The organism is Fictibacillus barbaricus, from assembly GCF_014635025.1.
Lineage (GTDB): Bacteria > Bacillota > Bacilli > Bacillales > Fictibacillaceae > Fictibacillus > Fictibacillus barbaricus.
In genome coordinates this window covers 610,038-632,403 of the sequence record NZ_BMCE01000002.1, presented here as the reverse complement: position 1 = coordinate 632,403, position 22,366 = coordinate 610,038, and the positions used below count along the sequence as shown (strand labels likewise).

At 33.7% G+C, this 22,366-nt stretch carries 26 protein-coding genes and 1 pseudogene; 18 read left to right on the top strand and 9 right to left on the bottom strand.

Annotated features, from left to right (window positions below):
• Positions 1-178: 178 nt before the first annotated feature.
• The 3 genes from IEV52_RS12575 (at position 179) to IEV52_RS22330 (ending at position 1,277) form a co-directional block, all read left to right on the top strand.
• Positions 179-754, top strand: coding sequence for a L,D-transpeptidase (locus IEV52_RS12575; protein WP_188402868.1), 576 nt, complete (start codon positions 179-181; stop codon positions 752-754).
• 177 nt (positions 755-931) lie between these two features.
• Positions 932-1,066, top strand: coding sequence for a hypothetical protein (locus IEV52_RS22570; protein ID WP_268234772.1), 135 nt, complete (start codon positions 932-934; stop codon positions 1,064-1,066).
• Between the two features lie 16 nt (positions 1,067-1,082).
• Positions 1,083-1,277: a hypothetical protein gene (locus IEV52_RS22330; RefSeq protein ID WP_229754280.1), complete on the top strand. Its 195-nt coding sequence runs from the start codon at positions 1,083-1,085 to the stop codon at positions 1,275-1,277.
• On the opposite strand, the gene IEV52_RS12570 is transcribed toward IEV52_RS22330, so the two are convergent.
• The 3 genes from IEV52_RS12570 to IEV52_RS12560 are packed head-to-tail and all read right to left on the bottom strand — an operon-like array spanning position 1,274 to position 4,921.
• Entirely contained in the window at positions 1,274-2,368 is a 1,095-nt protein-coding gene (locus IEV52_RS12570) for a GerAB/ArcD/ProY family transporter (protein WP_188402867.1), read from the bottom strand. The two genes, IEV52_RS22330 and IEV52_RS12570, sit on opposite strands and share 4 nt — an antisense overlap.
• Entirely contained in the window at positions 2,368-3,453 is a 1,086-nt protein-coding gene (locus IEV52_RS12565) for a Ger(x)C family spore germination protein (protein WP_188402866.1), read from the bottom strand. The genes IEV52_RS12570 and IEV52_RS12565 overlap by 1 nt, the downstream gene beginning before the upstream one ends.
• Complete coding sequence (locus IEV52_RS12560) at positions 3,443-4,921, bottom strand: spore germination protein (protein ID WP_188402865.1); 1,479 nt, start codon at positions 4,919-4,921, stop codon at positions 3,443-3,445. The genes IEV52_RS12565 and IEV52_RS12560 overlap by 11 nt, the downstream gene beginning before the upstream one ends.
• 205 nt (positions 4,922-5,126) lie before the next feature.
• On the opposite strand from IEV52_RS12560, the gene IEV52_RS12555 reads away from it, so the two are divergent.
• The 3 genes from IEV52_RS12555 to fabF all read left to right on the top strand — a co-directional run bounded on the left by IEV52_RS12555 (position 5,127) and on the right by fabF (position 8,494).
• Positions 5,127-5,693: a TetR/AcrR family transcriptional regulator gene (locus IEV52_RS12555; RefSeq protein WP_188402864.1), complete on the top strand. Its 567-nt coding sequence runs from the start codon at positions 5,127-5,129 to the stop codon at positions 5,691-5,693.
• 307 nt (positions 5,694-6,000) lie between these two features.
• Positions 6,001-7,179, top strand: coding sequence for an MFS transporter (locus tag IEV52_RS12550; RefSeq protein WP_188402863.1), 1,179 nt, complete (start codon positions 6,001-6,003; stop codon positions 7,177-7,179).
• 73 nt (positions 7,180-7,252) lie between these two features.
• Positions 7,253-8,494 (top strand): beta-ketoacyl-ACP synthase II, encoded by a 1,242-nt coding sequence (gene fabF, locus IEV52_RS12545; protein ID WP_188402862.1) that lies wholly within the window; start codon positions 7,253-7,255, stop codon positions 8,492-8,494.
• A gap of 317 nt (positions 8,495-8,811) precedes the next feature.
• Here the strand turns inward: fabF and IEV52_RS12540 are convergent, their stop codons facing one another.
• Positions 8,812-9,333 (bottom strand): Rrf2 family transcriptional regulator, encoded by a 522-nt coding sequence (locus tag IEV52_RS12540; RefSeq protein ID WP_188402861.1) that lies wholly within the window; start codon positions 9,331-9,333, stop codon positions 8,812-8,814.
• Between the two features lie 176 nt (positions 9,334-9,509).
• Here IEV52_RS12540 and IEV52_RS12535 point away from each other — a divergent pair, with 176 nt between their 5' ends.
• The 3 genes from IEV52_RS12535 (at position 9,510) to IEV52_RS12525 (ending at position 13,331) form a co-directional block, all read left to right on the top strand.
• Entirely contained in the window at positions 9,510-9,953 is a 444-nt protein-coding gene (locus IEV52_RS12535; protein WP_188402860.1) for a carboxymuconolactone decarboxylase family protein, read from the top strand.
• Between the two features lie 308 nt (positions 9,954-10,261).
• Positions 10,262-11,239 (top strand): nucleoside hydrolase, encoded by a 978-nt coding sequence (locus tag IEV52_RS12530; RefSeq protein ID WP_188402859.1) that lies wholly within the window; start codon positions 10,262-10,264, stop codon positions 11,237-11,239.
• A gap of 673 nt (positions 11,240-11,912) precedes the next feature.
• Complete coding sequence (locus IEV52_RS12525; protein ID WP_373869435.1) at positions 11,913-13,331, top strand: DHA2 family efflux MFS transporter permease subunit; 1,419 nt, start codon at positions 11,913-11,915, stop codon at positions 13,329-13,331.
• A 154-nt stretch (positions 13,332-13,485) separates the two neighbouring features.
• On the opposite strand, the pseudogene IEV52_RS12520 reads toward IEV52_RS12525, so the two are convergent.
• Positions 13,486-13,741: pseudogene (locus IEV52_RS12520) on the bottom strand (DUF6198 family protein); the annotation flags it as partial.
• A 77-nt stretch (positions 13,742-13,818) separates the two neighbouring features.
• Between IEV52_RS12520 and IEV52_RS12515 the strand changes: the two are divergent.
• From IEV52_RS12515 to sspL, 4 genes are all read left to right on the top strand, one after another.
• Positions 13,819-14,271, top strand: coding sequence for a MarR family winged helix-turn-helix transcriptional regulator (locus IEV52_RS12515; protein ID WP_188402858.1), 453 nt, complete (start codon positions 13,819-13,821; stop codon positions 14,269-14,271).
• A 25-nt stretch (positions 14,272-14,296) separates the two neighbouring features.
• Positions 14,297-14,815 (top strand): spermidine/spermine N(1)-acetyltransferase, encoded by a 519-nt coding sequence (gene paiA, locus IEV52_RS12510; protein ID WP_188402857.1) that lies wholly within the window; start codon positions 14,297-14,299, stop codon positions 14,813-14,815.
• 203 nt (positions 14,816-15,018) lie between these two features.
• The gene (locus IEV52_RS12505; protein WP_188402856.1) at positions 15,019-15,717 is read left to right on the top strand and encodes an MOSC domain-containing protein; all 699 of its coding nucleotides are present in this window, start codon (positions 15,019-15,021) and stop codon (positions 15,715-15,717) included.
• 173 nt (positions 15,718-15,890) lie between these two features.
• Positions 15,891-16,028, top strand: a complete 138-nt coding sequence (gene sspL / locus IEV52_RS12500; RefSeq protein ID WP_188402855.1) for a small, acid-soluble spore protein L — start codon at positions 15,891-15,893, stop codon at positions 16,026-16,028.
• Positions 16,029-16,234: 206 nt separating this feature from the next.
• Here sspL and IEV52_RS12495 read toward each other — a convergent pair whose 3' ends face one another.
• Complete coding sequence (locus tag IEV52_RS12495) at positions 16,235-16,636, bottom strand: hypothetical protein (RefSeq protein WP_188402854.1); 402 nt, start codon at positions 16,634-16,636, stop codon at positions 16,235-16,237.
• A gap of 415 nt (positions 16,637-17,051) precedes the next feature.
• Between IEV52_RS12495 and IEV52_RS12490 the strand changes: the two genes are divergently transcribed.
• A complete protein-coding gene (locus tag IEV52_RS12490) occupies positions 17,052-17,348 on the top strand; it encodes an antibiotic biosynthesis monooxygenase family protein (RefSeq protein WP_188402853.1) in 297 nt (98 codons plus the stop codon).
• Between the two features lie 316 nt (positions 17,349-17,664).
• Here the strand turns inward: IEV52_RS12490 and IEV52_RS12485 are convergent, their stop codons facing one another.
• On the bottom strand, positions 17,665-17,946 hold the full coding sequence (locus IEV52_RS12485; RefSeq protein WP_188402852.1) for a hypothetical protein: 282 nt from the start codon (positions 17,944-17,946) through the stop codon (positions 17,665-17,667).
• A gap of 294 nt (positions 17,947-18,240) precedes the next feature.
• Here IEV52_RS12485 and IEV52_RS12480 point away from each other — a divergent pair, with 294 nt between their 5' ends.
• From IEV52_RS12480 to IEV52_RS12470, 3 genes are all read left to right on the top strand, one after another.
• Positions 18,241-18,612: a hypothetical protein gene (locus tag IEV52_RS12480; protein ID WP_188402851.1), complete on the top strand. Its 372-nt coding sequence runs from the start codon at positions 18,241-18,243 to the stop codon at positions 18,610-18,612.
• A gap of 196 nt (positions 18,613-18,808) precedes the next feature.
• Positions 18,809-18,985 (top strand): hypothetical protein, encoded by a 177-nt coding sequence (locus tag IEV52_RS12475; RefSeq protein ID WP_229754278.1) that lies wholly within the window; start codon positions 18,809-18,811, stop codon positions 18,983-18,985.
• Positions 18,986-19,173: 188 nt separating this feature from the next.
• Complete coding sequence (locus IEV52_RS12470; protein WP_188402849.1) at positions 19,174-19,401, top strand: hypothetical protein; 228 nt, start codon at positions 19,174-19,176, stop codon at positions 19,399-19,401.
• 205 nt (positions 19,402-19,606) lie between these two features.
• On the opposite strand, the gene IEV52_RS12465 is transcribed toward IEV52_RS12470, so the two are convergent.
• On the bottom strand, positions 19,607-20,209 hold the full coding sequence (locus tag IEV52_RS12465) for a TetR/AcrR family transcriptional regulator (RefSeq protein ID WP_188402848.1): 603 nt from the start codon (positions 20,207-20,209) through the stop codon (positions 19,607-19,609).
• Positions 20,210-20,377: 168 nt separating this feature from the next.
• On the opposite strand from IEV52_RS12465, the gene IEV52_RS12460 reads away from it, so the two are divergent.
• Positions 20,378-21,202, top strand: coding sequence for an alpha/beta fold hydrolase (locus IEV52_RS12460; RefSeq protein ID WP_188402847.1), 825 nt, complete (start codon positions 20,378-20,380; stop codon positions 21,200-21,202).
• A gap of 163 nt (positions 21,203-21,365) precedes the next feature.
• On the opposite strand, the gene IEV52_RS12455 is transcribed toward IEV52_RS12460, so the two are convergent.
• Entirely contained in the window at positions 21,366-21,947 is a 582-nt protein-coding gene (locus tag IEV52_RS12455; protein ID WP_308464579.1) for an MEDS domain-containing protein, read from the bottom strand.
• Positions 21,948-22,366 lie beyond the last annotated feature (419 nt).

Genomic DNA, 22,366 nt, shown 5'->3' with positions numbered 1-22,366 from the left:
ATTATTTTTTTATTCTTCTTTTGAGAGTCCACCTCCTTAGTGATTGTTAGATGTAAGTACAGCTTTCCACAAGATCTTTTCTGCGAAATACCTTTAATATCCAATAGATTAATTAATATAATCACTATACAATGAAAAAATAGTTAATTACTTTTAATTAGAAACAGGAGTGGATCATTTGAAAAAGCTATCTATTCTTATCGTTCTTCTTACCTTTATCTTTATTTCTTTTTATCCTAAATGGGTACAAGGAGCACAATTACAAGCAAAAGACTTAATTATAATCAATATAGATAGGAATAAGATGGCTTATATAAAAAAAGGAAAGTTAATAAAAATATATAAAGTGGCGACAGGTTCTTCTTTAACTCCTACACCTACAGGAACCTTTAAAATTGTAAATAAAATTAAGAATCGACCTTATTATAAAGGTAAAATTCCCGGAGGTGCACCAAATAATCCCCTTGGTCAACGCTGGTTAGGACTTAACATAAATGGAACATGGGGGACCACCTATGCTATACACGGAAACAATAATAAAAAGTCAATCGGAAAACATGTCTCAGCTGGTTGTGTGCGCATGTACAATGGTGATATTGATTGGTTATTTGAACGTATTGACACAGAAGTACCAGTAATTATAACTAAAACAAAAAACAATTTTGCTCTTATAGCAAAACAAAATGGTTATCATATGAAAATTAATGAAAAACAAATGTATACGTATAGGACCACAAAGTTAAAAATTGAATAACGAAGAGCGATTTAAATCATGTACCATTATGATTACAAAAACAAAACAAATAATCCTTTATTTCCATTTAATGAAACATAAAGCAATAACAGATTAATATTATATGCTGTTTTTGGCTTTTATATGAACAAGTACTGTTCAGAGATTCATTAGGATAATTTTGGGAGGTATTTAGAGATGAAACAATTTTTTGGAGTAAATGAAAAATACATTGATTCACTAATAAAGGATATAAAGACTCGAAGTATAGAGATTGAAAAAGAATACAGAAGAATAATTTTATTATTAAAAGAAAGTGGATATGATTGTTAACCAATCAATTTTGTAATTGTTAAAAAAAATTATGCTTTTGCTGAAGTACGTTTATATTAAAAGGCATCCAATAGGACTAAATTGGATGCCTTTCTTGCTGCTTGGCTTTATTTTATACTTTGATGATGTACTTTTTAAATTAGAGCTGGAAGACCGCGTAGCAGAATTAAAATTTTTTGTTATCGCTATCAATACTGGGTCCTTTATTTAAAAGCTTTTGTTTCTTTTCATCTTAATATGTTTAATTAAAAATAGAAGTGGAATATACGTATAAATAAAGTAGAATCCAATTTCAGAAGTAATAGTACTAATTTTTTCAACGCTTCTGAAGTCCTTTGTTGAGGTCGTAGCTGTGACTATCATAATTAAAAAAACAAATAATGAAATTTTAGGAGGTATTCTAGTAAGTCTTCTCGTTATTCTTGTACAAGCCCATATAGAAATACATAAGGGTGAAATGATTACTAATAACCATATAAATATAAAAATGTACTCAAATCTTTCTACAAAAGGAAAATGTACGATTTTTACCATTTTTAAAGTAGGCCAAGGTGTATGTTGTAAAGCCTCTTGATTGTAAAATATAAAACTAATCAGAGTGATTATTAAATAAAGTATAGTTGAATAAAGCGTTCCAAACTGAGCCCATTTTTGACTTTTGTTAGCATCTTTTATGAACGGATAATAAATTAAAATCCATTCAAAACCAAGAAAAAGAAGAGTAGATGCTTTAGCAGATAGTAGAATGTCTCCAATTGAATGATTAAGAATAGGCAATAAAGTGATAGTTGTTTTTGCATATTTTATGGGAAAGTAGATCAGGATTAATAAGAAAGAAGGAAGAACCACTCCCCAAAAACTGAATCCAGTTAATAGGCGAAAACCACCAGAAACTAAATAATAGATCAAAATTCCTAAAACTATACCTAATTGCCAAGTTTTCAATGTCGGATAAACCCATACCTGAATAATTTCAATATATCCCCAAAAAACGGTGAGGGATTGTAATAAAAAATATAAAAGGACAAAAAAGGATAAACAATTGCCTATTACTTTTCCATAACAATAATGATGAATAGCCATTAGATCAGGATGTTTTTCATCAAGTATTTTATAGATTAGCCAAAGTATAAAGTGGATTACAATTCCAGTCAGTATTACTGAAACCCATGCATCCTGCTGTGCATTTTTACTAATATTATCTTGGAAACCTAATAAAGCTAATCCAGTTTGAGAAGAATGCACCAGAAAAAAAGTGAAAAAGGTTGAAACAAGATATTGCTCTTTTATTGTAGTTTTCACTATTTTACCACTCCATATTGGCTAAAGACTATCTTCGTTCTCACTTTAAAACGGAAAGCTGGATATACTCTTTTATAAAAATCATCTTCTGACCAAATTTTGCTTTTACTTCGATATATCATACCTAATCCAAGTGGATCTACTTGATTTTTTTGAAGCTTAACTAACATATTTTCAATATCATTTGTCATAGATTTTTCTGCTATTTGTTGAAGTTCCTCTACTTTCCTTATATCCATCCAATTTGGCAGTCCTTTTAATTCACAGTTTAAATTAAGTTTTATTAATACCTCATTTTCGGCAAGATTAATGTCAATGTTATGTTTTCCAGATAAAGACTGAATACCAATGTTGGCCTCTTTTTCATTTTTTCTAATCTTAAAGGGATACGTTCCTTTTTTATTTTTTTCATTAATTGTTTTAAATAGAAATGTTTCTTTTTGTGATAAACGAAGTTTCAGCTTATCCTTCTTAAATATAGACATCCCATTTAATTCAACTTTATTCTGGTTATCTAACTTTACATTTGGGAGATAAACATCAATACCTTCTCCAAAATATTGATATTGCATGGTGAGTATTGAAGTATCAGGAAGACCCTCATATTCAGTAGCTTGTTCGATCAAATCAGATAAAAATAAAGGCGGGCTTTTTATTATAGACTGAAGGAATTGTCTAGAAGAATGATCAGCGACAACTACGTTTATCATCCCTACGGAAGGATCTTTATTCAACGATTCTAATACCCTTGAGAACCCTGCTTTACTCAAAGTATCACCTAAAACAAGTACCCTTAACTGTCCGAGTTCCATTGGATATTGTAATTTCAAATCCAGATTTGTCTTTAAAGTAGTAAGATTATCTGCTTCTGCTGTTACTAACATTAAATTTTTATCATCTGTAAAATCCGGATACAAAACACTTCCCATGATTTTGTTGTTAACAAGATCTACTCCGATAGTATGCATAATGCCAATTTCATCAATGACTTTCTGAGGAGCACAGCCTGAAACACCCATTATTAATAAAAAAGTTAAGATCCCTCTCCCTAAAATACCCTTTTGTTTAGAGATTTTATTCTTCATCGTTGAGATCTCCTTTATGTATTCGCATTTCTTTAACATAGAATTTCATTAATTGTTTAGGACGAAGATAGGGAGCCCTTTTATTAAGTGTACTTAAAGGTGAACGAATGAAGGAATCCGCCAAAGAATTACGTCTAAATGGATATAAAGGAACGATATACGGTGATCCAAGAGATTTTAATCTAAACAGATGCCCCAATAAAAACATAATTCCTATGATAATACCAAAGCCTCCTAAAAATGCTGAAAATACAATGAAAAAAAATCTAAGTATCCGAATAGTGTTTCCCATAACGATTATAGGTGTAGTAAAAGAAGCCAATGCAGATAAGGATACAATAATTAAGAGAACATTACTTGTAAGCGCGGCAGCTACAGCTGCTTGACCGATTACGATACCTCCAACAATACCTAAAGTCTGTCCTACCTTTGTAGGTAGTCTCGCTCCCGCTTCTCTTAAAAGTTCAATGGTAGTTTCAAGAAACAAGACCTCTAGAACAGGTGGAAAAGGAACATTGGCTCTTGATTCAATGAGAGGACCTAAGAGGTCTTTAGGAATAACTTCATAATGGAAAGTTAATACCGCTACATATATAGATGACGAGAATACTGAAAACAAAATACCCAATATTCGTATCACTCTAAAAAATGAACCTAATACCCAATTCAAATAATAATCTTCTGGAGAAATAAAAAAATCAAGTAAAGTGGCAGGTCCAGATATCGCATTTGGTGAACCATCACTAAAAATAGTAACTTGTCCATTGACAAGTGTATAAACAATGCGATCTATTCTTTCTGTGGATAATAGTAACGGAAATGGCGTGTGTTTATGGTCCCTTATTATTTGTTCCAAAACTGATGTGTCCCAAATAATGTCAAAATTTAAATTTTTCAACCTTTCTCTAACAGTGTTAATGTGCTGTTCGTTCGTAATCCCGTCTAAATAGACGATTGCAACTCTAGTTTTTGACATATTACCAATAATCATTTCTTCAATTATGAGTTTTTGGGAATTAACTTTTCTTCGTAATAAATTTAAATTGGTGTCTAAATCTTCAACAAAACCTACTTTAGGGCCGATTACGCTAAATTCATTTTCAGCATCATTATTTTGTCGTAAACCTAAAGTTGCGTTATGTATATTTAGTAAAATACACTCGTTTGGCGAATGCTCATTTTGTAAAATGACATGGCCTTTATATAGTTTTAAGTAAATTTCATTAACATCTTCAGTAAAAGTAATATCCTCGATAGGCAATTTATCAGAAATATCATCTATATTTTTCAGAAAAGGAGAATTTAAGTAAGGAAGAAGAGATTTTTGAATGATTTCATGGTCCACTAATGTATTGAAATATGAGAGGTATATTTTTGTACCGTTGATAGACCTTTCTATCCTAGTAAAATCCTTTGATTTCTTTGCGGCTATTAATAATTCTTCAAGCGTTAAATCATTCTTGTTCATCAGATTTATCCTTTCCGCAAATATGGATGAATATAAGAAAAAGTCCATCCAGAGTTAAAGATTTAAACAAATTTAGTATGGGTTTTGGAAAAAAAACTATGCATTATATTCCATTTTCAAACAATCAAAAATCAAATCATTTTTGAGGTACGAAAACTGAGGACTTTAATTTGACACTTACCTATTAGTAAGTTAATATTCGGATATGGAAAATAGAAAAAAACAAATCATAGATTTAGCAATAAAGTTAGTGCAACAAAAAGGGTATGTAGGGTTCAGCTATGATGACATATCTAAACAACTAGGCGTAACCAAGGCAAGTATTCACTACCATTTTGAAAAGAAGGAGGATTTAGGAGTTGCCATTACTGAACGTATTGCTAAAAGCTTCTTGCAAAACTTTTTATTGATTAAAAAGGATGCCTCAGTTTCGGTGGAAGAGAAGCTAAAAAAATTCATTCAGGTACAGGCAGAACGTTTCGCGTGTACTGAAATTTGTCCAATTTCTTCATTGCAGACAGATTTTAATTCTTTACCAGATGTCGTGCAAAAAAAAATTGAGGAAGTCAGCAGACTGGAACTCTCAATAATGAAAGACCTAATTGCAGAGGCCCAAACCAAAGGAATCCTAAACGATACAGATGACATACACTCGGTTGCGGTAACTATATTATCCAGCATTAAGGGAGCATTATTATACCGACGAGTTTTGGGCGATGATATATTAACCGGTGTAATAAGCCAAATAAACCTTATCTTAAGAAAATCTTAAGATCGGTTTTTTGCACGAAACTTACCTACTAGTTAGTAGGGTTTTAATGTGATTATTAAATTTTAGTAATTAAATTATCGAAGGAGTGATTGCAAATTTAAAAAATATTTTGGGGTTACATTATGATTTCACGTGGAGCAATGTTTATACTTTGTTATTCCCTAGACATTTAGTACCATCAAAATTTTAAAGAAAACTTACCTTCTAGTTAGTAAGTTATTAGGATATATCATTTTAATTTTTAAAGATGGATAAAATATTTTTAAATTTTATGAGCTTTTATTATTGAAAGGTTGGAATTGCTGAAATGAAAAGAATGCTTTGGGTTATTCTCATGATGTCATGTGGAGCAACGTTTATTTCATCATTATTTCCTGTATACAGTCAGTATTATGAACTAAATAGTTTCCAAATTACCGTCCTATTTGCAATCTATGCTGTTTTCTTGATACCTTCTTTGCTTATAGTAAGTGCACGGGGTAACTATTGGGGAGTAAAAAGAGTCGTTCGTTACAGTATATGGATCTCGATTGTATCGACATTGATTTTTCTTGTGAGTTTCGATGTTTGGATGCTTTATGCAGCAAGGATCTTAGAAGGCATTGCATATGGAGCTTTTACCGGTACTGCTGTTGCCTTTTTAATAAAAAATACTCCACCTGAAAAAATAAGCACAGCTATCAAATTATCGGGAATTACGGTACTCATTGGGTTTGGATTAGGCCCGGCTATTGCAGGATTAATTGTGGAATATGTGCATTTTCTACCGCTTCGTTTGCCATATTGGGTTTTGCTCTTCATGTTATTTAGTTCCTTGGTATTTCTGGAGATGTTACCGAAGCACGAAGATCCCCAAGCGCAAAAACCGGCTAAAACAAAGATTACACTCGGTGTTCCAAGCAATATTCGTTCCCATTTTTGGTCATTTATTGGACTTCCGATATTTACTGTTTTTACGTTTGGCGGTATTGTGTTTTCTCTTATTCCTTCTTTTACTAAGAACATCATTCAAACCGCCAATCTCTCTATTTCCGGGCTGTTAATATTGTTGCTTTTAGGCGGGGGGGCTTTATGGCAGTTCTTTCCCTGGCCGCGTAATCCCGTTACACGGATTCGTATAGGGATCCTGCTTCTTGCCTTTGGATCATGGGTTATTGTTTTTTCTGGCCAGACAGCGAATTTATTTTTGCTTTGGGCAGGCATATTTATTCAAGGAATTGGCGCCGGATGGACGTTTCAAGTTTCTTTAAGGTTTGCCAGCCAATTGCCGAAGCCAGAAGAGCGTCCAGGAGCTATTTCGGCATTTTATTTAAGCGCTTACTCTGGTTTCATTTTTCCGGTTGTTGGCGTCGGAGTGTTGACGCAATTTGTTAATTTAAACCTCTCGTTGATTCTTATTAATTTGTTTCTTGCAATTTTCATTGTTTATATTCTCATGTATTCAATCAAATTTAATGACTACTATTCAAATCATTTTAGAAATTAAATAAATATATATTTCATTAAAGGGTGCATTTCTTTAACAAGATATACCATTACAATAATGTTGGAGGATTTAAATGAATCGTAGAGTCGTTATTACAGGTTATGGTGCAATCACACCATTAGGAAATGATGTCGAAACATTATGGAGTAACATAAAGAACTCAAAATCAGGCATTAAAAATATTGAATTTGAAGGTTATGAAGACATAAATACTAAAATCGGTGGAAGGATTGATGATTTTTCACCTGAAAATTATTTAGATAAAAAAGAGTTAAGTAAGTTTGATAAATTTGTTCAATATGCCTATGCCGCTGCAAAACAAGCTTTAGATCAATCTGGACTAAACATTGAAAATGAGGATGAAAATCGCCTAGGGGTATTCATCGGTTCAGGAATTGGAGGATTAGATACAGTTCTAGAGAATCATCAAACCTTATTAGAAAAAGGTGCAAGAAAAGTATCTCCATTTATGGCACCAATGATGATTATAAATATGGCTGTTGGAGTTGTATCGATTAAAACGGGATTTAGAGGTACAAGTTTTTCACCGGTATCCGCTTGTGCAACTGGTAATCATGCGATTGGTGAAGCATTTTTAAATATTCGCCATGGTTATTCCGATGCCATTTTAGCAGGTGGAACAGAAGCGTCTATCAATCCATTATCTTTCGCGGGATTCTCTAGAATGAAAGCAATGTCAACGAATAATGATTCACCAATCACAGCGAGTCGACCATTCGATAAGACACGAGACGGTTTTGTAATGTCTGAGGGGTCAGGAATTTTGTTACTTGAGGAATATGAACATGCGAAAAATAGAGGGGCAACAATATTGGGAGAAATTATTGGGTATGGATCTACAACAGATTCCTATCATATTACTTCACCAGATTATAATGGTGCAGTTCGAGCAATGAAGCTAGCGCTTGAAATGGCGAACATAGAAACAACAGCCATTGATTATATAAATGCACATGGTACAAGTACACAAGAAGGCGATAAATCAGAGACAAAAGCGATTAAGAATGTATTTGGTGAACATGCTTACAAGATAAAAATTAGTTCAACCAAATCAATGACGGGACATTTATTCGGTGCAGCAGGAGGAGTTGAATCCATTATCACTCTTAAAAGCATTTCAGAAAGTTTGATTCCTGCAACAATTAATTATGAACATCCTGATGAGGATTGTGACCTTGATTATGTACCAAACAATCCAATTAATACGGAAGTAAATTACGCGGTTTCCAATGGATTTGGTTTTGGAGGTCATAATGCTGTTTTAGTATTCAAGAAATTTAATGAAGATCGATAAAAAGGTAAGTAGGGGAATGTATTATGACGACAGATACCATATTTTTAGAATAAACGATTGAGAAAGTTAAGATGACTCATTGAATTGAGTCATCTTTTTTTAACGTAAACAGCACTGTATGTAAATTTCCAAAATATGCCCATTTCGAAAATGTTTCTTCCTATACAAGTATCAACTTTTAGTATGGTTGCTGAAAAAAATGTATTCATTAGCTTTTTTTGTATGTGAAATAAGTTGCAGGCCATAATAATGGAAGGCAAATGTGGGCAAAAAAAATCGAATAAAAACACAGTGGCTTTTATTCGAAACAAAAGATCTTATTTATTTTTTCTAAAAAATAAGCGTGTTTCTTCACGTAACTTTTTAGGTAAAACGGAATCCAATTCTTCGTTAAGCCAAAATAAAGTTTTAGAGCGCAAGTATTCTCTCATCTTTTCTTCGGCTTCCAACATTACATTATTTATGGAACAAAAAGAATGGCAGGATGTACAGTCATCAGCTCTTGTATTCAAATTTGGCTGTTCCGAATTTCTATAGAAATAACCTTTTTCTTTTATGTTCTTACATTGAAATATAGGTTTAGATCCTTCAATGGCTTCTACAACATCAAAAAACGTAATGTCAGCGGGATCTTTCGCTAATCTATAACCGCCCTTTGTACCTGGTACAGAGCTAACAATACCTGCTTTTGAAAGTTTGCCAAACATTTTTGAAAGGTATGTCTCAGAGACACCTTGAAACGTGGAGAGTTCTTTAATACCTATACTTGAATCTGGAGGGATATCAATCAAATAAACAAGGCAATGAAGACTGTACTCTACTCCAACACTATATTGCATCTGAACCGCCTCTATTACATGAATTAAATTACATTAAGTCTATCTTAGAAGTATTTATTTCCAATGTCAAACTTACATAAAATTCCTTTGACATACACTATAAAAGAGATTATATTAAAGACAAAGTTAATCGTCGATTTAACTTATCTTTAATTAATTATTAGGAGGTAATTAAATTGAAACAACGAATTGAATATTTCAATGTAGCACCAGAAGGACTTAAAATTATGATGGAAATGGAGAAGTATACGAAGACTACAGATATAGACCGTAAACTTCGTGAGCTTATTAAAATTCGTGCTTCTCAAATTAACGGCTGTGCATTTTGTTTGAATATGCACACAGCAGATGCTCGAAAAATGGGTGAAACAGAACAAAGAATATATTGTGTTAGTGCTTGGGAAGAGTGTACGTTTTACACAGATGCAGAAAAAGCAGCTTTGGAGTTAACTGAACATGTGACATTGATTCCGAATAAGCGTGTACCTGATGAATTGTATAATCGCATACGCAACCACTTCAGTGAAAAAGAATATGTGGATCTTGTTCTAATGATTAATCAAATTAACAGTTGGAATAGAATTTCTATTGCAATGGGGAATACAGCAACTGAAAAATAATTTTTCTCAAAGAACATCTTATATGTGTTCGTCTCAGGTTATATACAAAAAGCATCCAAATGAACTTATTGGATGCTTTTTTTCATTTTACATAGGAAAGTTGTGAAATATTGTATTTCAACTAAAGGGGATGCGCTATTTCAATAAGACACACAAAAGGACCCGAATTATGAGTAAATGAAAAAGAACTCATAGTTCCATTCTGTGAGTTCATATTTTAAACCCTGTTATAATCATTTCGCATTTTTCATAGTTTTTTAATTAGATGTTAATTTTTTTATCAAACTGAATATCTAGGGGGACAAAAAATGAAGTATAAAATTCTCCTTTATGCAGATTTCGGAATAGATGATACGCTAGCTCTCATTTTTAGTTTCTTTTCAAAGGATATCGAAATTGTTGGAATCGTAGCCGATTACGGAAATGTATCACGGGAGAAAGTATTAAGAAATGTAAATTATTTAAAATATATTTCTGGTCATCATAATATTCCACTTTTCGAAGGAGCCACTATTCCGTTAACAGGTATTTCAACTAAATATTATCCTGAGGTCCATGGTGTTGAAGGTTTAGGACCGATCATTCCACCAACCATCCATTTTCCAATTCAGCCTATACACAAAATACTAGAAGTAATCACAAATAATTTAGAGGACTTAGTCATTGTTAGTGTAGGAAGGCTGTCATCTTTATCAGTATGCTTCATTTTGGGCATCGAAGTAATGCAACGGGTTAAAGAATTTTTAGTAATGGGTGGAGCCTTTTTTTATCCAGGAAATGTAACAGCAGTAGCTGAGGCTAATTTTTATGGAGACCCATACGCTGCAAACATTATTTTAACATATGCAAAAAATTTAACGATTTTTCCTCTAAATGTTACTCAGCGGGCTTTAATAACACCCAGACAAGTAGATGAAATTGACTTATTCCATCAAAAAACCAGAGATCCACTTGGGATGATCATAAAACCACTGTTAGATTATTATTATAAATTTTACTCTCAAAGCGTCCCAGGGATAAAGGGAAGCCCATTACATGATGCTTTTCCTATATGGTATTTGTTAAATAAAGACAAAGTTAAAATAAGTGAAATTCCAACAAGGATAATCGATGATAAAGGGGATGCGTTTGGACAAAGCATAGCGGACTATAGATATATGTATAGTCCCGAATATGTTAGGCATAAAGTTGCGATTGATTTTCAACCTGAAATGTTTCAAAAGGACATTATGAACACGTTTTTGCAAGAAAGGGGTATACCCTCGAACTCAGGTATCGTAAGCTAAAACAAAGTAGAAGAATATTAATGTTTTTTCTTGCTCATGGAGTTTAAACAGTTTGCAACGAGAAATGACCTGCACAACGGAAAGATCTAAAGTGTATTTGCACGGTTTTATCAAATTGTATTTCCAGTTTAAAACTTTTACAAATGTAGAGCGTATCATACACACATAATAATAAACATTAATTCTTATAAGAGTAGACTTGGCTACGTTAATTCAAGATCAAGGGGGCTGATCCAGCTCTCTTTTTTTTATTCAACAAACGACGGGCCAGATTGTGGAGTAAAAATGCTTAAAAGCTGAGTAGTTTTTAAAATGCAGTTTTTTGGTAACCTAGAGGATAAGTGAAAAATATGTTCTTCATATAGTGTGCTTTTTTGTAAATTTTGTACCAGAATTAATTAATTCTTCCTTTAAGAGTGGCAGATTCTTTATGAATATGGTAGTATTAATGCGAATGTTTGTTCTGTTTATGCTTGTTTAATGCTTCACTGACGCAGTAAAGAGTTTCTTTTTCATATTTCAAAAGTAGACAAAGTAATTAGTTAATCTATTTTCAAAGGGCTGCAAGAGAAATTGCACACCAATTGAACGAAGGGAGAAAAAATTGAAAAATCAAGATGAATCGACTCAAAATGGTGGGACATTCGGGAACAAAGGCAACTTTTTGTTGGTTATGATTATGATTCTAGGTGTGTTTGTAGCCATTTTAAATGAAACGCTCCTCAACGTAGCATTGTCAAAAATTATGGATGACTTCGGAATCACACCGAGTACCGCTCAATGGCTAACTACGGGATACCTGCTTGTGATTGGTGTTCTGATACCGGTCACTGCTTATCTCATTCAGCGGTTTACAACAAGAAGTTTATTTCTCGGAGCTATGTTCTTGTTTACCATGGGGACATTTGTAGCAGCTATTGCTCCAGGGATCGAGGTTTTATTAATCGGAAGGCTGCTTCAAGCGGCGGGTACCGGACTGCTCTTTCCTTTATTAACAAATGTGGTATTTTCTATCGTTCCTTTTGAAAAAAGAGGTTCGGCAATGGGGACAATTGGTATTGTCATTACGTTTGCCCCCGCGATTGGACCCACTTTATCAGGGATCATTGTAGAGCATTTCAGCTGGCGTGTTCTCTTTTACGGAGTTCTGCCAATTGCACTGTTTGTTATTGTATTTGCCTATTCGAAACTTAAAAACGTTACGGAGACGACTAATCCGAAAATTGATCTGATCTCGCTTCTACTATCAACCTTAGGTTTCGGAGGAATTGTGTACGGATTCAGCAGTTCTGGTGAAGGACATGGGGGCTGGTCAAGCAATGATGTTTTACTTCCCATTGCAATCGGGATTGTATCTTTAGTGCTGTTTACCTGGAGACAATTAGCGATTTCACAACCGTTACTAGATTTAAAGACGTTTAAATACAACATTTTTAGAATGTCGACATTAATCATGATGATTATCATGATGGCGATGTTTTCAGCCATGATGTTGTTGCCGATTTTTCTCCAGAATGCGTTAGGGTACAGTCCGTTGGAAGCAGGATTGGTCATGTTGCCAGGCGGTATTGTCATGGGGATCATGTCACCGATAACTGGCCGCTTATTTGATAAGTTTGGTGCCAAGTGGCTTGCCCTTATTGGATTAGGATTGGTCGCAAATACGTTATGGCAATTTGCCTTTATCACATTGACGACTCCATACATCAAGATTATGATTTTCAACACGCTATTAATGTTGGGAATTTCAATGGTCATGATGCCGATTATGACCAACGCTTTGAATGAACTGCCGCCGCCGTTATATCCCCATGGAACGGCTATAATCAGTACGCTTCAGCAGGTAGCTGGTGCTGTCGGGACGGCATTGCTTGTATCAATCATGACCAATAGCTCTACTCGTTTTATGGAAAATACACTGGTTAAGGAAGACGGGGCTACATTACAAATTCTAGCGATGATTGCTGGAATGAAAAACGCATTCTTACTCGCGTTTGGACTAGTGGCCATCGCATGGATAGTTTCATTATTTATAAAAAGATCCGTTCCTCAAGAAAAGAGCTTGAAAATTAAACAAGGTGCTACAAACTAATAAAAAGTTTTTGAAGACAAATTTATTAACCGCTAATTTTTCATAAAATAATTTGTCATGGTTCCTCAACTATTGGACACTTAACTGTTAAAAGTTAAGTGTCTTCTCTTTAGACAAAAGGATTGTGTTACGAAATAATTGGTATTATGCAAATTATAAATGCTGTTAACAACACCAAAACTTCTGGTCTTTGTGCTTTTTAAAAATGAATTACAACAAATCAATATTAAACCTATTAAGATTTCCCAACTTCCTACAGTAAGCCCCACATTTATGGACAGTCCTACCAAAAGTGCATCAAAAGGTGAAGTTCCAAGGTCTGATTGAATAGTTAAAGAAATACCAAGTGTTAATATTAAAATTCCTAATACATAAAATCTCGCCCCCTTATCATTATTTTTATTGCAAATGCAACAAAATTAGGTTAGATTAAAAATATGCCGTTTTTATTGTACTCGCAACAAAAATATGTACTAAGGAGCTAATTATGAAGGAAATTCTTCGTGAAATTGGAATGATAGCAAGGGCATTAGATTCTATAAGTAATATAGAATTTAAAGAATATGACCTTACAAAAGGGCAGTATTTGTACCTTGTGCGAATATGTGAAAACCCAGGAATCATTCAAGAAAAGTTAGCTGAGATGATTAAAGTAGATCGAACAACAACAGCTCGTGCTATAAAAAAACTTGAAATTAATAGCTTTATTGAAAAGAAAGAAGATAAACATAACAAAAAAATAAAAAAACTCTTTCCAACAGAGAAAGGGAAAAATGTTTTTCCTTTTATAAAAAGAGAAAATGATTATTCTAATTTCGTTGCATTAGAGGGATTTTCCGAAAGAGAAGTAGAAACCATTTTCAATCTTCTTCAAAGAGTAAGAAAAAATATAGAAAAAGACTGGGAATTTGTAAAAAAAGGAAACAAGAGAAATTATTGATTATATAAAGGAGCGACATATTTAAATGACTATAAACATAAAAAAGTGTACACTTGAAGATTCTCGCAAACTTCAAGAAATTAGTTATGAAACATTTAATGAGACATTTAAGCATCAGAATTCACTTGAAAATATGAATGCCTATTTGGAAAGGGCATTTAACTTAAATCAATTAGAAAAAGAATTATCCAATATTTCTTCGCAATTCTTTTTTGTTTATTTTAATAATGAAGTCGCTGGATATTTAAAAGTAAATACCAATGATGCTCAGTCTGAAGAAATGGGTGATGAATCACTTGAAATCGAGAGGGTTTATATAAAGAACAAATTTCAAAATCATGGGCTTGGTAAATATCTGCTAAATAAGGCTATGGAAATTGCGATGGAACGTAATAAAAAGAAAATCTGGCTAGGCGTATGGGAAAAAAATGAAAATGCTATTGCTTTTTATAAGAAAATGGGGTTTGTTCAAACTGGGGCCCACTCTTTTTATATGGGTGATGAAGAACAAATGGACTTTATAATGACCAAAACATTCATATAACTTTTTTACAAGTTGCATCTCTTATGAAGAGAAATCTACAAAAATGCAAATAAAAGTAATTTCTTATTGAACTAAAGTGGGCTTTACTTTAATAACGATCTTCCATATTAGGGTGCATTTCTTCAAGAAGGAGAAATGTATTTTTTTATTGAAGTGAAAGGGGATAAGTTATAAAAGGGGGGTAAAAACTTTGGAGGGTAACAATGAACATAGGTAAAGTGAAAGAAATTCGACGATTTCCAGTCAAATCAATTTTAGGAGAGACATTACAATCCGTTTCAATTGATAAAAGAGGACTCATTGGAGATCGTCTGTGGGCAATAAAGAACATGGATGGAAAGATTGGTAGCGGTAAGACAACACGTCGTTTTCAACAAATGGATGGTTTATTTAATTATAAAGCAAGATATGAGGATAATACTCCAATTATAACAATGCCTGATGGAAAAGACTTTCGAAGTGATGATAATACCATTAATGAGAAGTTGTCTGAGTGGCTCGGATATAAAGTAATTTTGGCACGAGAAGAGTCAATATCACATTTTGATGAGGGTCCAATAAGTATTATTACTACTTCTGCGTTACGCAAGGTGAGTCAGGATCTAGGCGAAGCAATTGACCATCGACGTTTCAGAGCAAATTTATTGGTCGAAACAGAATCAACGGAATACTTTGAAGATAATTGGCTGGATCAACTAATCCTAGTCGGTTCGTCAGTTACCCTAAGAGTTGTTGCTCCACTACAGCGATGTATAATGGTGAACATTCCTCAAGAAGAACTAACACATGATACTCGGTTACTCCGATATTTGGTAAATAATCATAAATCAACTTTTGGTGTATGGGCAAAGGTTGAAGGTCTTGGTGATATAAATATCGGTGATAATATCATTTTAAAGTAAGTTTATCGTTGTCTAACAATCGGGTGCATTTTTGTAATAAGAAATGTGCCTTTTTGGAATAAAAAGTTTTAAGGGTGATATAGGATCCAATATTTTCAAATGTATGCAGACAGAATTATGTAAAATATAAATTTATCCTATGGCAAATCCTATAGATACAGGGGGTGAAAAATATGGCAAAAAAGAGCACAGGAAAGGGTCGAAAGGCATCGAGTGTAAATCCACAGGGAATGAGTCCTGATGTTGAATTCAGCAAGGAACCTGTATCCGATCTAGCTAATCGTGCGAAAAAGAAAAACACAAAAATCTAAATTTTGGCGACCTCATAAGGATCTTCAAGACCTTCTCAAGGTCGCCTTTTAGTTCTTATTTGGAAAAGTGAATAAAACACAAGTCAACTGGGATTCTGAGAATGGAGTTCATTAAAAGAGTTGATTCATGCAGCATTTTTCCTTTGAGATTATATCATTATAAAAAAGTGATCCTAGCTTGTTTAGTCACTTTATATCTATCTCGATTATTGGCCCCAAGGACCCCAGCCGCCGCCGCCCCATCCTCCATCTGGAGGAAACCATTGACCGCCCCATGGCCCGCCTTGTTGTCCGCCTTGACCCATTTGCCCCATACCTTGACCCATTTGACCCATACCCATTTGCTGACCACCCATGCCAGATCCGAAAACAGGAGGAATTGGTCCCTGATATGGAGCAATTCCGTACATGTCAGTTTCATGAACTTGTAATGCTCTTACCCCGCTTGGTGTAAAAACATTCAGTGTTGCCATCTTAGTGTAATCATCAAACTTAACAACTTGTGCAACAACCTGACCATAACCTGTAATAGCTGTTGTAATATATTGGCCTACATATTGTTTTATGGTCCCCCCGGGTACTAAGTATGCTCTTTTACGCTGAAACAAAAAAATCCATCCTTTATTTTTAAAATATATTTTATTCTCCATATTTATATGGTTTTTTGCTGAATACGTATGGACGATAACACAGGTATAGTGTACATGTTTTAAGCGGATTGGTTTTTCTTAGAAAGCTCTTCCAGTGGAGGTTTGGAGAAAATATTAAAAAAGAAAAAGTTCCAGAATATATTATCTATATAGGAATTCTATTTACAATATAAAGATTTTTCGAACTGATTGTTCCGGGGTCCATCTTTATTTTAATACCCATTAGTAAAGATATTGCTTGTTCTACAAACGGGTGCATTTCTTAAGCAGAAATGTCCATTTTTTATATTAAGCGGCTAGTTAGTGAAATAAAACTTGCAATATGTGATCCTTCTAACTTATTGTGGTTATACATTAATTGAGGAGTGATTACATGATATTGGAAGCTGTAATGCTGCAAGTCAAACAAGGAATGGAAGAGGAATATGAAAAAGCCTTTTATAATGCTTCTAAGATTATTTCATCAATGAAAGGTTACATATCACACGAATTACAACGATGTATGGAGGTAAAAGGGAAGTATTTACTTTTAGTTAAATGGGAGAGTTTAGAAGATCATACAGTAGGTTTTAGACAATCAATAGAATACCAGGCGTGGAAAGAACAGCTCCATCATTTTTATGATCCTTTCCCAATAGTAGAACATTTTGAATCAGTTAATCTTTCGTAAGGATACATTTAAAGTATGTTCAATACGCGGGTGTCTTTCATTAGAGGAGGAAATACACATTTTATGTTATAGATCACAAAAAAATAGAGGGCATTTAAAGTCACCTTCCTCAAATTTGTTTTAAAGGCATATTTTGAGGTTTTATTGTTCTTAATATACCACCTTTAACAAGTGCATTTGTTGAGGAAAGGGCATTTGTTGGGTCAAAAAACCATAAAAAACCTGAAGATCATTTCTGATTTTCAGGTTTTATTAATAAAACTCCTATATTTAGTTAACAAAGAGTCAGAAACCTATTGGGGAACGTTTCGCTTAATTATTCGTCTCTTCTATCTTCATCACCCATATCTCTTGGATCTTCAATCGGATCTTCTTGATCTGGGTCTCTATCCTTTTCATCATCTCTTAACATGTTATCATTTTCATCTACGCCAGGTAGATTGTCGTTATCCCTACCATCATTGGGAAAATTGGTTTCCTCAATATCTTCATTCATTTGGTTTTGATCTTCGGGACCATTTTGGTCAAAGTTACAACCAACTATTATCATAGAAGATAAAAATATCGTTGTTAACTTGAGAAGCAATTTTTTATGCATGAAAATTATCCTTTCTTAAATTTATTTATGACTTAACGTCTTCAATTACTATGCCCTTAATATCTGGATACATACAAAGCTTTGAAGGTTTGAGGTTTCTGGATTTCCAAGTCCAGAGTATAAATTTTGTTCGACTTGTTTTAAGTTAATATGAGGAAAAAAATATGTTCGTATTCATGCTAAATCCCCCGTATGACCTAAAAGCCCTTTTTTAATCTGAGAATATTTAACACGTTTTTTCTATACTACCAATCAAAAAATAAAATAAATAAAATGATAAAGGAGGTAGACGAAATGAAAGAATGGGTTAGACCAGTAATTGAATGGGCACAAACAATAGGAAAGCAAATTCCGAAAGGCATGAAAGGGGTAGTCGAAAAACTTAAAACTCATCCTTCTTTATCAGTTAGTGACCTAGCGAGTATTATTATGTTCCATCCGGATACAGAAATAAAACGAGAGGAATGGCTTGGTTTAACTTTTCATTTTTACAAGCTACGAATCGGAAGATTTTCTTTTAGTCTTGAAACAAAAGGAAAAGATAATAACTATATACTCATGTGTCAAGTTTTTGATGAAGTAGGTATTGTTTCGGAATATATTTCTTATAACGAAGAGATGTCCCTTCATGATCGGATAAAAGTTCCCAAGATTGAAATGAACTAAGCTGAAATCTTTTTTATATCGTGAAATATTTTTGGAAAAAGGGTTTAGTATTTGTTAATAACGTGTCTTTTAAGAAGTAATTTAAGGTTAAATAGTACTAATTCCCTTTTATATTCTTAAATGTTTTAGCCAAACTAACAGTGTTCCAAAATTAGTGAACAATAAATAAACTTGGGTGATAAAAATGAGAACAACCATGGATAAAATCTTACCGGTAATTGCCTCAGTTGGAGTAGGAATTGCAACTTATCAAATGATGAGCAAAAACGGTGGAAACATGAAGAATATGCTTCCGATCGCATCTAATATGTTAGGGATGGGAACAGGAAATCAGGGACAGAATCAACAACAGTCAGACAATCAAGTACAATAAAGAAAAAAGAAAAATCCTCAAAAACACTTTGATTTAATCAAAGTGTTTTTCGAGTTTACTTAAGCCATATACTACTAAGGCAACGGGTGCATTTCTTCAAGAAGGAGAAGTGCTCTTTTTTGTGGAAGTAAAGGGCAGGTTAGATAAACAATAAATAGAAGAAAACCAAATTTTTAAGGGGTTAGAATATGAAAGAAGTATTAAGGTATTTTCTTATTGCTCAAGCAGTGTTAACTGGGATAATGGTTTACACAGTAGCACAATTAGCCGATTCCCTTAAAGCATCTGCGGCTTATATAACAACTAAACAAGGAACATTGGCTTGGGGTAATGATCTGGGAATGCCTGCATTTGCTTTTATTTTATTAATTGCTGTTGTTGGAATGGGCATATTCTTGGTATTACAGAAAAAATAATTCGTCATATTCAACAAACAGGTGCGTTAGTTGAAGATCCAAGGGGCTGATAGCAGCTCTCTTTTTTATTCAATAAACGCGGCATCTTCGGAAGATCCATGCATATGGGAGACTATATTTAAGAGAATTAAAAACAAGAGGAGTAAGAGAGTATCATGTTAAAACGTAATAAAACAAAGAGCCTCTGGTTTTTCATGGATTAAAATTATATATTATTGTTCAGCATCTGAACCTCAATATACTGAACCACATTATTTGTACAATGTCGTAGGTATTTACTATCATCAAATAATTTGCTTAGCATCACGCCACCTTCCACCACAGCAATTATATAGGTACACACCTCTTCAGGGTTTATATCATTTCTAAATTCTTTATTCTCAATACCTTTGACAATAATCATGGTTAATCTATCAATAAACATTTTCATAGCATTCTGAGCACGTTCTTTAAGCAGAGGGTGTCCATCGTCGCTTTCGATAGCAGTATTTAATATCGGACATCCTCCTTCTATAGAGTTGTTTTCAATGATATCAATATAAACTCTGCAGATGGCCAAGAGTCTCTCTTTTGAGTTGGGGGCATTTTCTAATGTTTTGGAAAGGAAACTAAGAATTTGCGAAAAAGAATAGTCAAAAGCTGCAAGAGCAATTTCATCTTTGTTTTCAAAGTGATTGTAAATTCCACCTTTGCGTATACCGCAACGATCTATTATTTCTGAAAGAGAAGCGCCTGTATATCCCTTTGTATTAAATAAACCAGCCGACTCGCGGATTATATGTTCTTTCGTTAATTGACCCTTGCGCATTATAAACCCTCCACTTAAAAAGATACCGATTGGTATCAAAATATTATACTACTTTTAAAAAATTATCAAGAATTCTAACTAAGAAAAAAATAGGTTGCAGAAGAGTTTAATACTGTGTTAATTTTAAAACAGACCGGTCGGTATTAAAAAGAATGGGAGTTGTTCATGATGCAAAAGAAAACTGTTTTAGTTAGAGGTAAAGAAACGTTCTATCTGGATTGTGGCGAGAGTGAAGCTCCAGCAGTACTATTTTTACATGGATTTCCTGAATCTTCATTGCTTTGGGAAGAAGCAGTTATGGCACTTAAAGAGGCTGGATATAGAGCTATCGCTCCAGACCTTCCTGGTTTTGGACAAAGTGAGGCATTCGATGAACCGTCTACTTGGGAACGTTATATGGAGTTTTTAAGTGATTTTATAGACGAACTTTCCATTGAGCAATTTCATCTTGTCACCCATGATTGGGGAGCCCTTATCGGGACTAGATGGGCTTGTATACATCCCGGGCGTGTGCGAAGTTTAATCATTTCAAACGCTACTTTTAGTCCTGATTTTGTGTGGCATAAAGACGCATTAATTATTCGTTCTCTTGGCATTGGGGAGAAATGGGTTGCCTATCTGCGAAGCAAACCAGTATTTGAAGGTTTTATAAAAAAATCTATCCCGAATGTTTCTAATGCCATTGTTGAGGATTTTTATGAATTGTTCACAGATCCTGCCAAGGATAAAATTACTTTAGAGCTTTACCGCTCAGGAGATATGGATAAGCTTGAGATTTATCGAGGACGTTTAGCTGAATTTCTTTCAATACCGGTAACAATCATTTTTGGAGAGTACGATACCTTCATAAATCCCGAACTCGGACTAAAACTAAAAAATGAAGAATTGCCTCATGCTTCCTATAAGATCATACAGGGTGCAGGTCATTTCACTCCTTTGGAAGCTCAAAATGAATTTATTTCACTTCTATCACATCATCTAAAACAGAAATAAGTTTTTTGGGTGAGGGACTCACTTTTCTTTAATAATTAGATGAATAGAATAAGAGGTTGCTATTTATTAAGCAACAAATATTCCACAAACAGGCAGATTGAGGAATGGCAGCATTCCTGTAATGAGTTATTCAACAACGGTGCAAAAATCTGTTTAGAAGAAACTATAAGAGTGTTTTCTTTATTTTTTTAAGATCAGTCGAGGGCTTGTATTGTTCGGAAGGTATGAAATCATCTTCCATTAGAACATAAGGATGTGTTTCCATCAAAATCGTTATGAGGTAGTCTGGCATTCTGTTCCCGTCGTACGCACAAATTAATGGAAACGACAGATGGTTTACAGCTTGGTCTACTATTCTCTCAAAATCTTCTATTAGATGCAGCGGATCTTCCATAGTAGCCCACTCCACATGTGCCCATGATCGGAAAGAAATTTTATTTTCCGCGTACGGCTGTACCACTTTATTAAAATAATCAGTGATTGCAGGAGGATGATAACTGCCGCTTGAATAATAGAAATCGAAGTTGTTTACACGGTGAACGAACTCCATTTGTTCTTTCGTTAACCTTTGATTAAGTTCTTTGTGAATTATACGGTAAAAAGGTTCATTTTCGATAAGAATTACGTAATCTCCTGCTACAATTCCATCATGAATAAAACTAACAACCTGTTCAATGTAATTCTTCATTACCTTGTATGAATACAGCACATGAACACTCCTTTGTTCCTTAAACAACTGGTTCATCTTGTTATTCAAATTGATCACCCCTACTTTCCTGAATTTTCTCCATTTTAATTGAAGTCTGTAAATAATGCTAATGTAATATTTTGTTATTTAATAAAACAACAAAAATGTAAACTTTTCTTATTCTACAATCGGGTGCATTTCTTCAAGTTGGAGAAGTGCCTTTTTTTATGTAATGGCAGGATTATGATGTAAGTAGCAAGTAATAATTAGAAGACTATAAAATTAACAAAATGAGGCGTACATATGAAAATTAAAATAAACTTTTAGAATTACTAAAAATAACTGTTACTAGTGGTAATTATCGGTTTTTAATCAGAAATTGATTTTCACTATAAGATTGACCGGGTAGAGGACGGGGGATCGAACCCCTCTCGGGTCGCCATACATATAAGCAAACAGTAAAGCCTCCTTAATTA

Excerpts from the sequence above, each read along its gene's own strand:
- IEV52_RS12525 (WP_373869435.1), top strand. The coding sequence starts at position 11,913 with ATGATTATGATTCTAGGTGTGTTTGTAGCCATTTTAAATGAAACGCTC.
- sspL (WP_188402855.1), top strand. The coding sequence starts at position 15,891 with ATGGCAAAAAAGAGCACAGGAAAGGGTCGAAAGGCATCGAGTGTAAAT.
- IEV52_RS12460 (WP_188402847.1), top strand. The coding sequence starts at position 20,378 with ATGCAAAAGAAAACTGTTTTAGTTAGAGGTAAAGAAACGTTCTATCTG.
- IEV52_RS12560 (WP_188402865.1), bottom strand. The coding sequence starts at position 4,921 with ATGAACAAGAATGATTTAACGCTTGAAGAATTATTAATAGCCGCAAAG.
- IEV52_RS12550 (WP_188402863.1), top strand. The coding sequence starts at position 6,001 with ATGAAAAGAATGCTTTGGGTTATTCTCATGATGTCATGTGGAGCAACG.
- IEV52_RS12475 (WP_229754278.1), top strand. The coding sequence starts at position 18,809 with ATGGATAAAATCTTACCGGTAATTGCCTCAGTTGGAGTAGGAATTGCA.
- IEV52_RS12470 (WP_188402849.1), top strand. The coding sequence starts at position 19,174 with ATGAAAGAAGTATTAAGGTATTTTCTTATTGCTCAAGCAGTGTTAACT.
- IEV52_RS12515 (WP_188402858.1), top strand. The coding sequence starts at position 13,819 with ATGAAGGAAATTCTTCGTGAAATTGGAATGATAGCAAGGGCATTAGAT.
- IEV52_RS12540 (WP_188402861.1), bottom strand. The coding sequence starts at position 9,333 with ATGCAATATAGTGTTGGAGTAGAGTACAGTCTTCATTGCCTTGTTTAT.
- IEV52_RS12485 (WP_188402852.1), bottom strand. The coding sequence starts at position 17,946 with ATGCATAAAAAATTGCTTCTCAAGTTAACAACGATATTTTTATCTTCT.
- IEV52_RS12555 (WP_188402864.1), top strand. The coding sequence starts at position 5,127 with ATGGAAAATAGAAAAAAACAAATCATAGATTTAGCAATAAAGTTAGTG.
- paiA (WP_188402857.1), top strand. The coding sequence starts at position 14,297 with ATGACTATAAACATAAAAAAGTGTACACTTGAAGATTCTCGCAAACTT.
- IEV52_RS12530 (WP_188402859.1), top strand. The coding sequence starts at position 10,262 with ATGAAGTATAAAATTCTCCTTTATGCAGATTTCGGAATAGATGATACG.
- IEV52_RS12505 (WP_188402856.1), top strand. The coding sequence starts at position 15,019 with ATGAACATAGGTAAAGTGAAAGAAATTCGACGATTTCCAGTCAAATCA.
- IEV52_RS12455 (WP_308464579.1), bottom strand. The coding sequence starts at position 21,947 with ATGAACCAGTTGTTTAAGGAACAAAGGAGTGTTCATGTGCTGTATTCA.
- IEV52_RS22570 (WP_268234772.1), top strand. The coding sequence starts at position 932 with ATGAAACAATTTTTTGGAGTAAATGAAAAATACATTGATTCACTAATA.
- IEV52_RS12490 (WP_188402853.1), top strand. The coding sequence starts at position 17,052 with ATGATATTGGAAGCTGTAATGCTGCAAGTCAAACAAGGAATGGAAGAG.
- IEV52_RS12465 (WP_188402848.1), bottom strand. The coding sequence starts at position 20,209 with ATGCGCAAGGGTCAATTAACGAAAGAACATATAATCCGCGAGTCGGCT.
- IEV52_RS12565 (WP_188402866.1), bottom strand. The coding sequence starts at position 3,453 with ATGAAGAATAAAATCTCTAAACAAAAGGGTATTTTAGGGAGAGGGATC.
- fabF (WP_188402862.1), top strand. The coding sequence starts at position 7,253 with ATGAATCGTAGAGTCGTTATTACAGGTTATGGTGCAATCACACCATTA.
- IEV52_RS12480 (WP_188402851.1), top strand. The coding sequence starts at position 18,241 with ATGAAAGAATGGGTTAGACCAGTAATTGAATGGGCACAAACAATAGGA.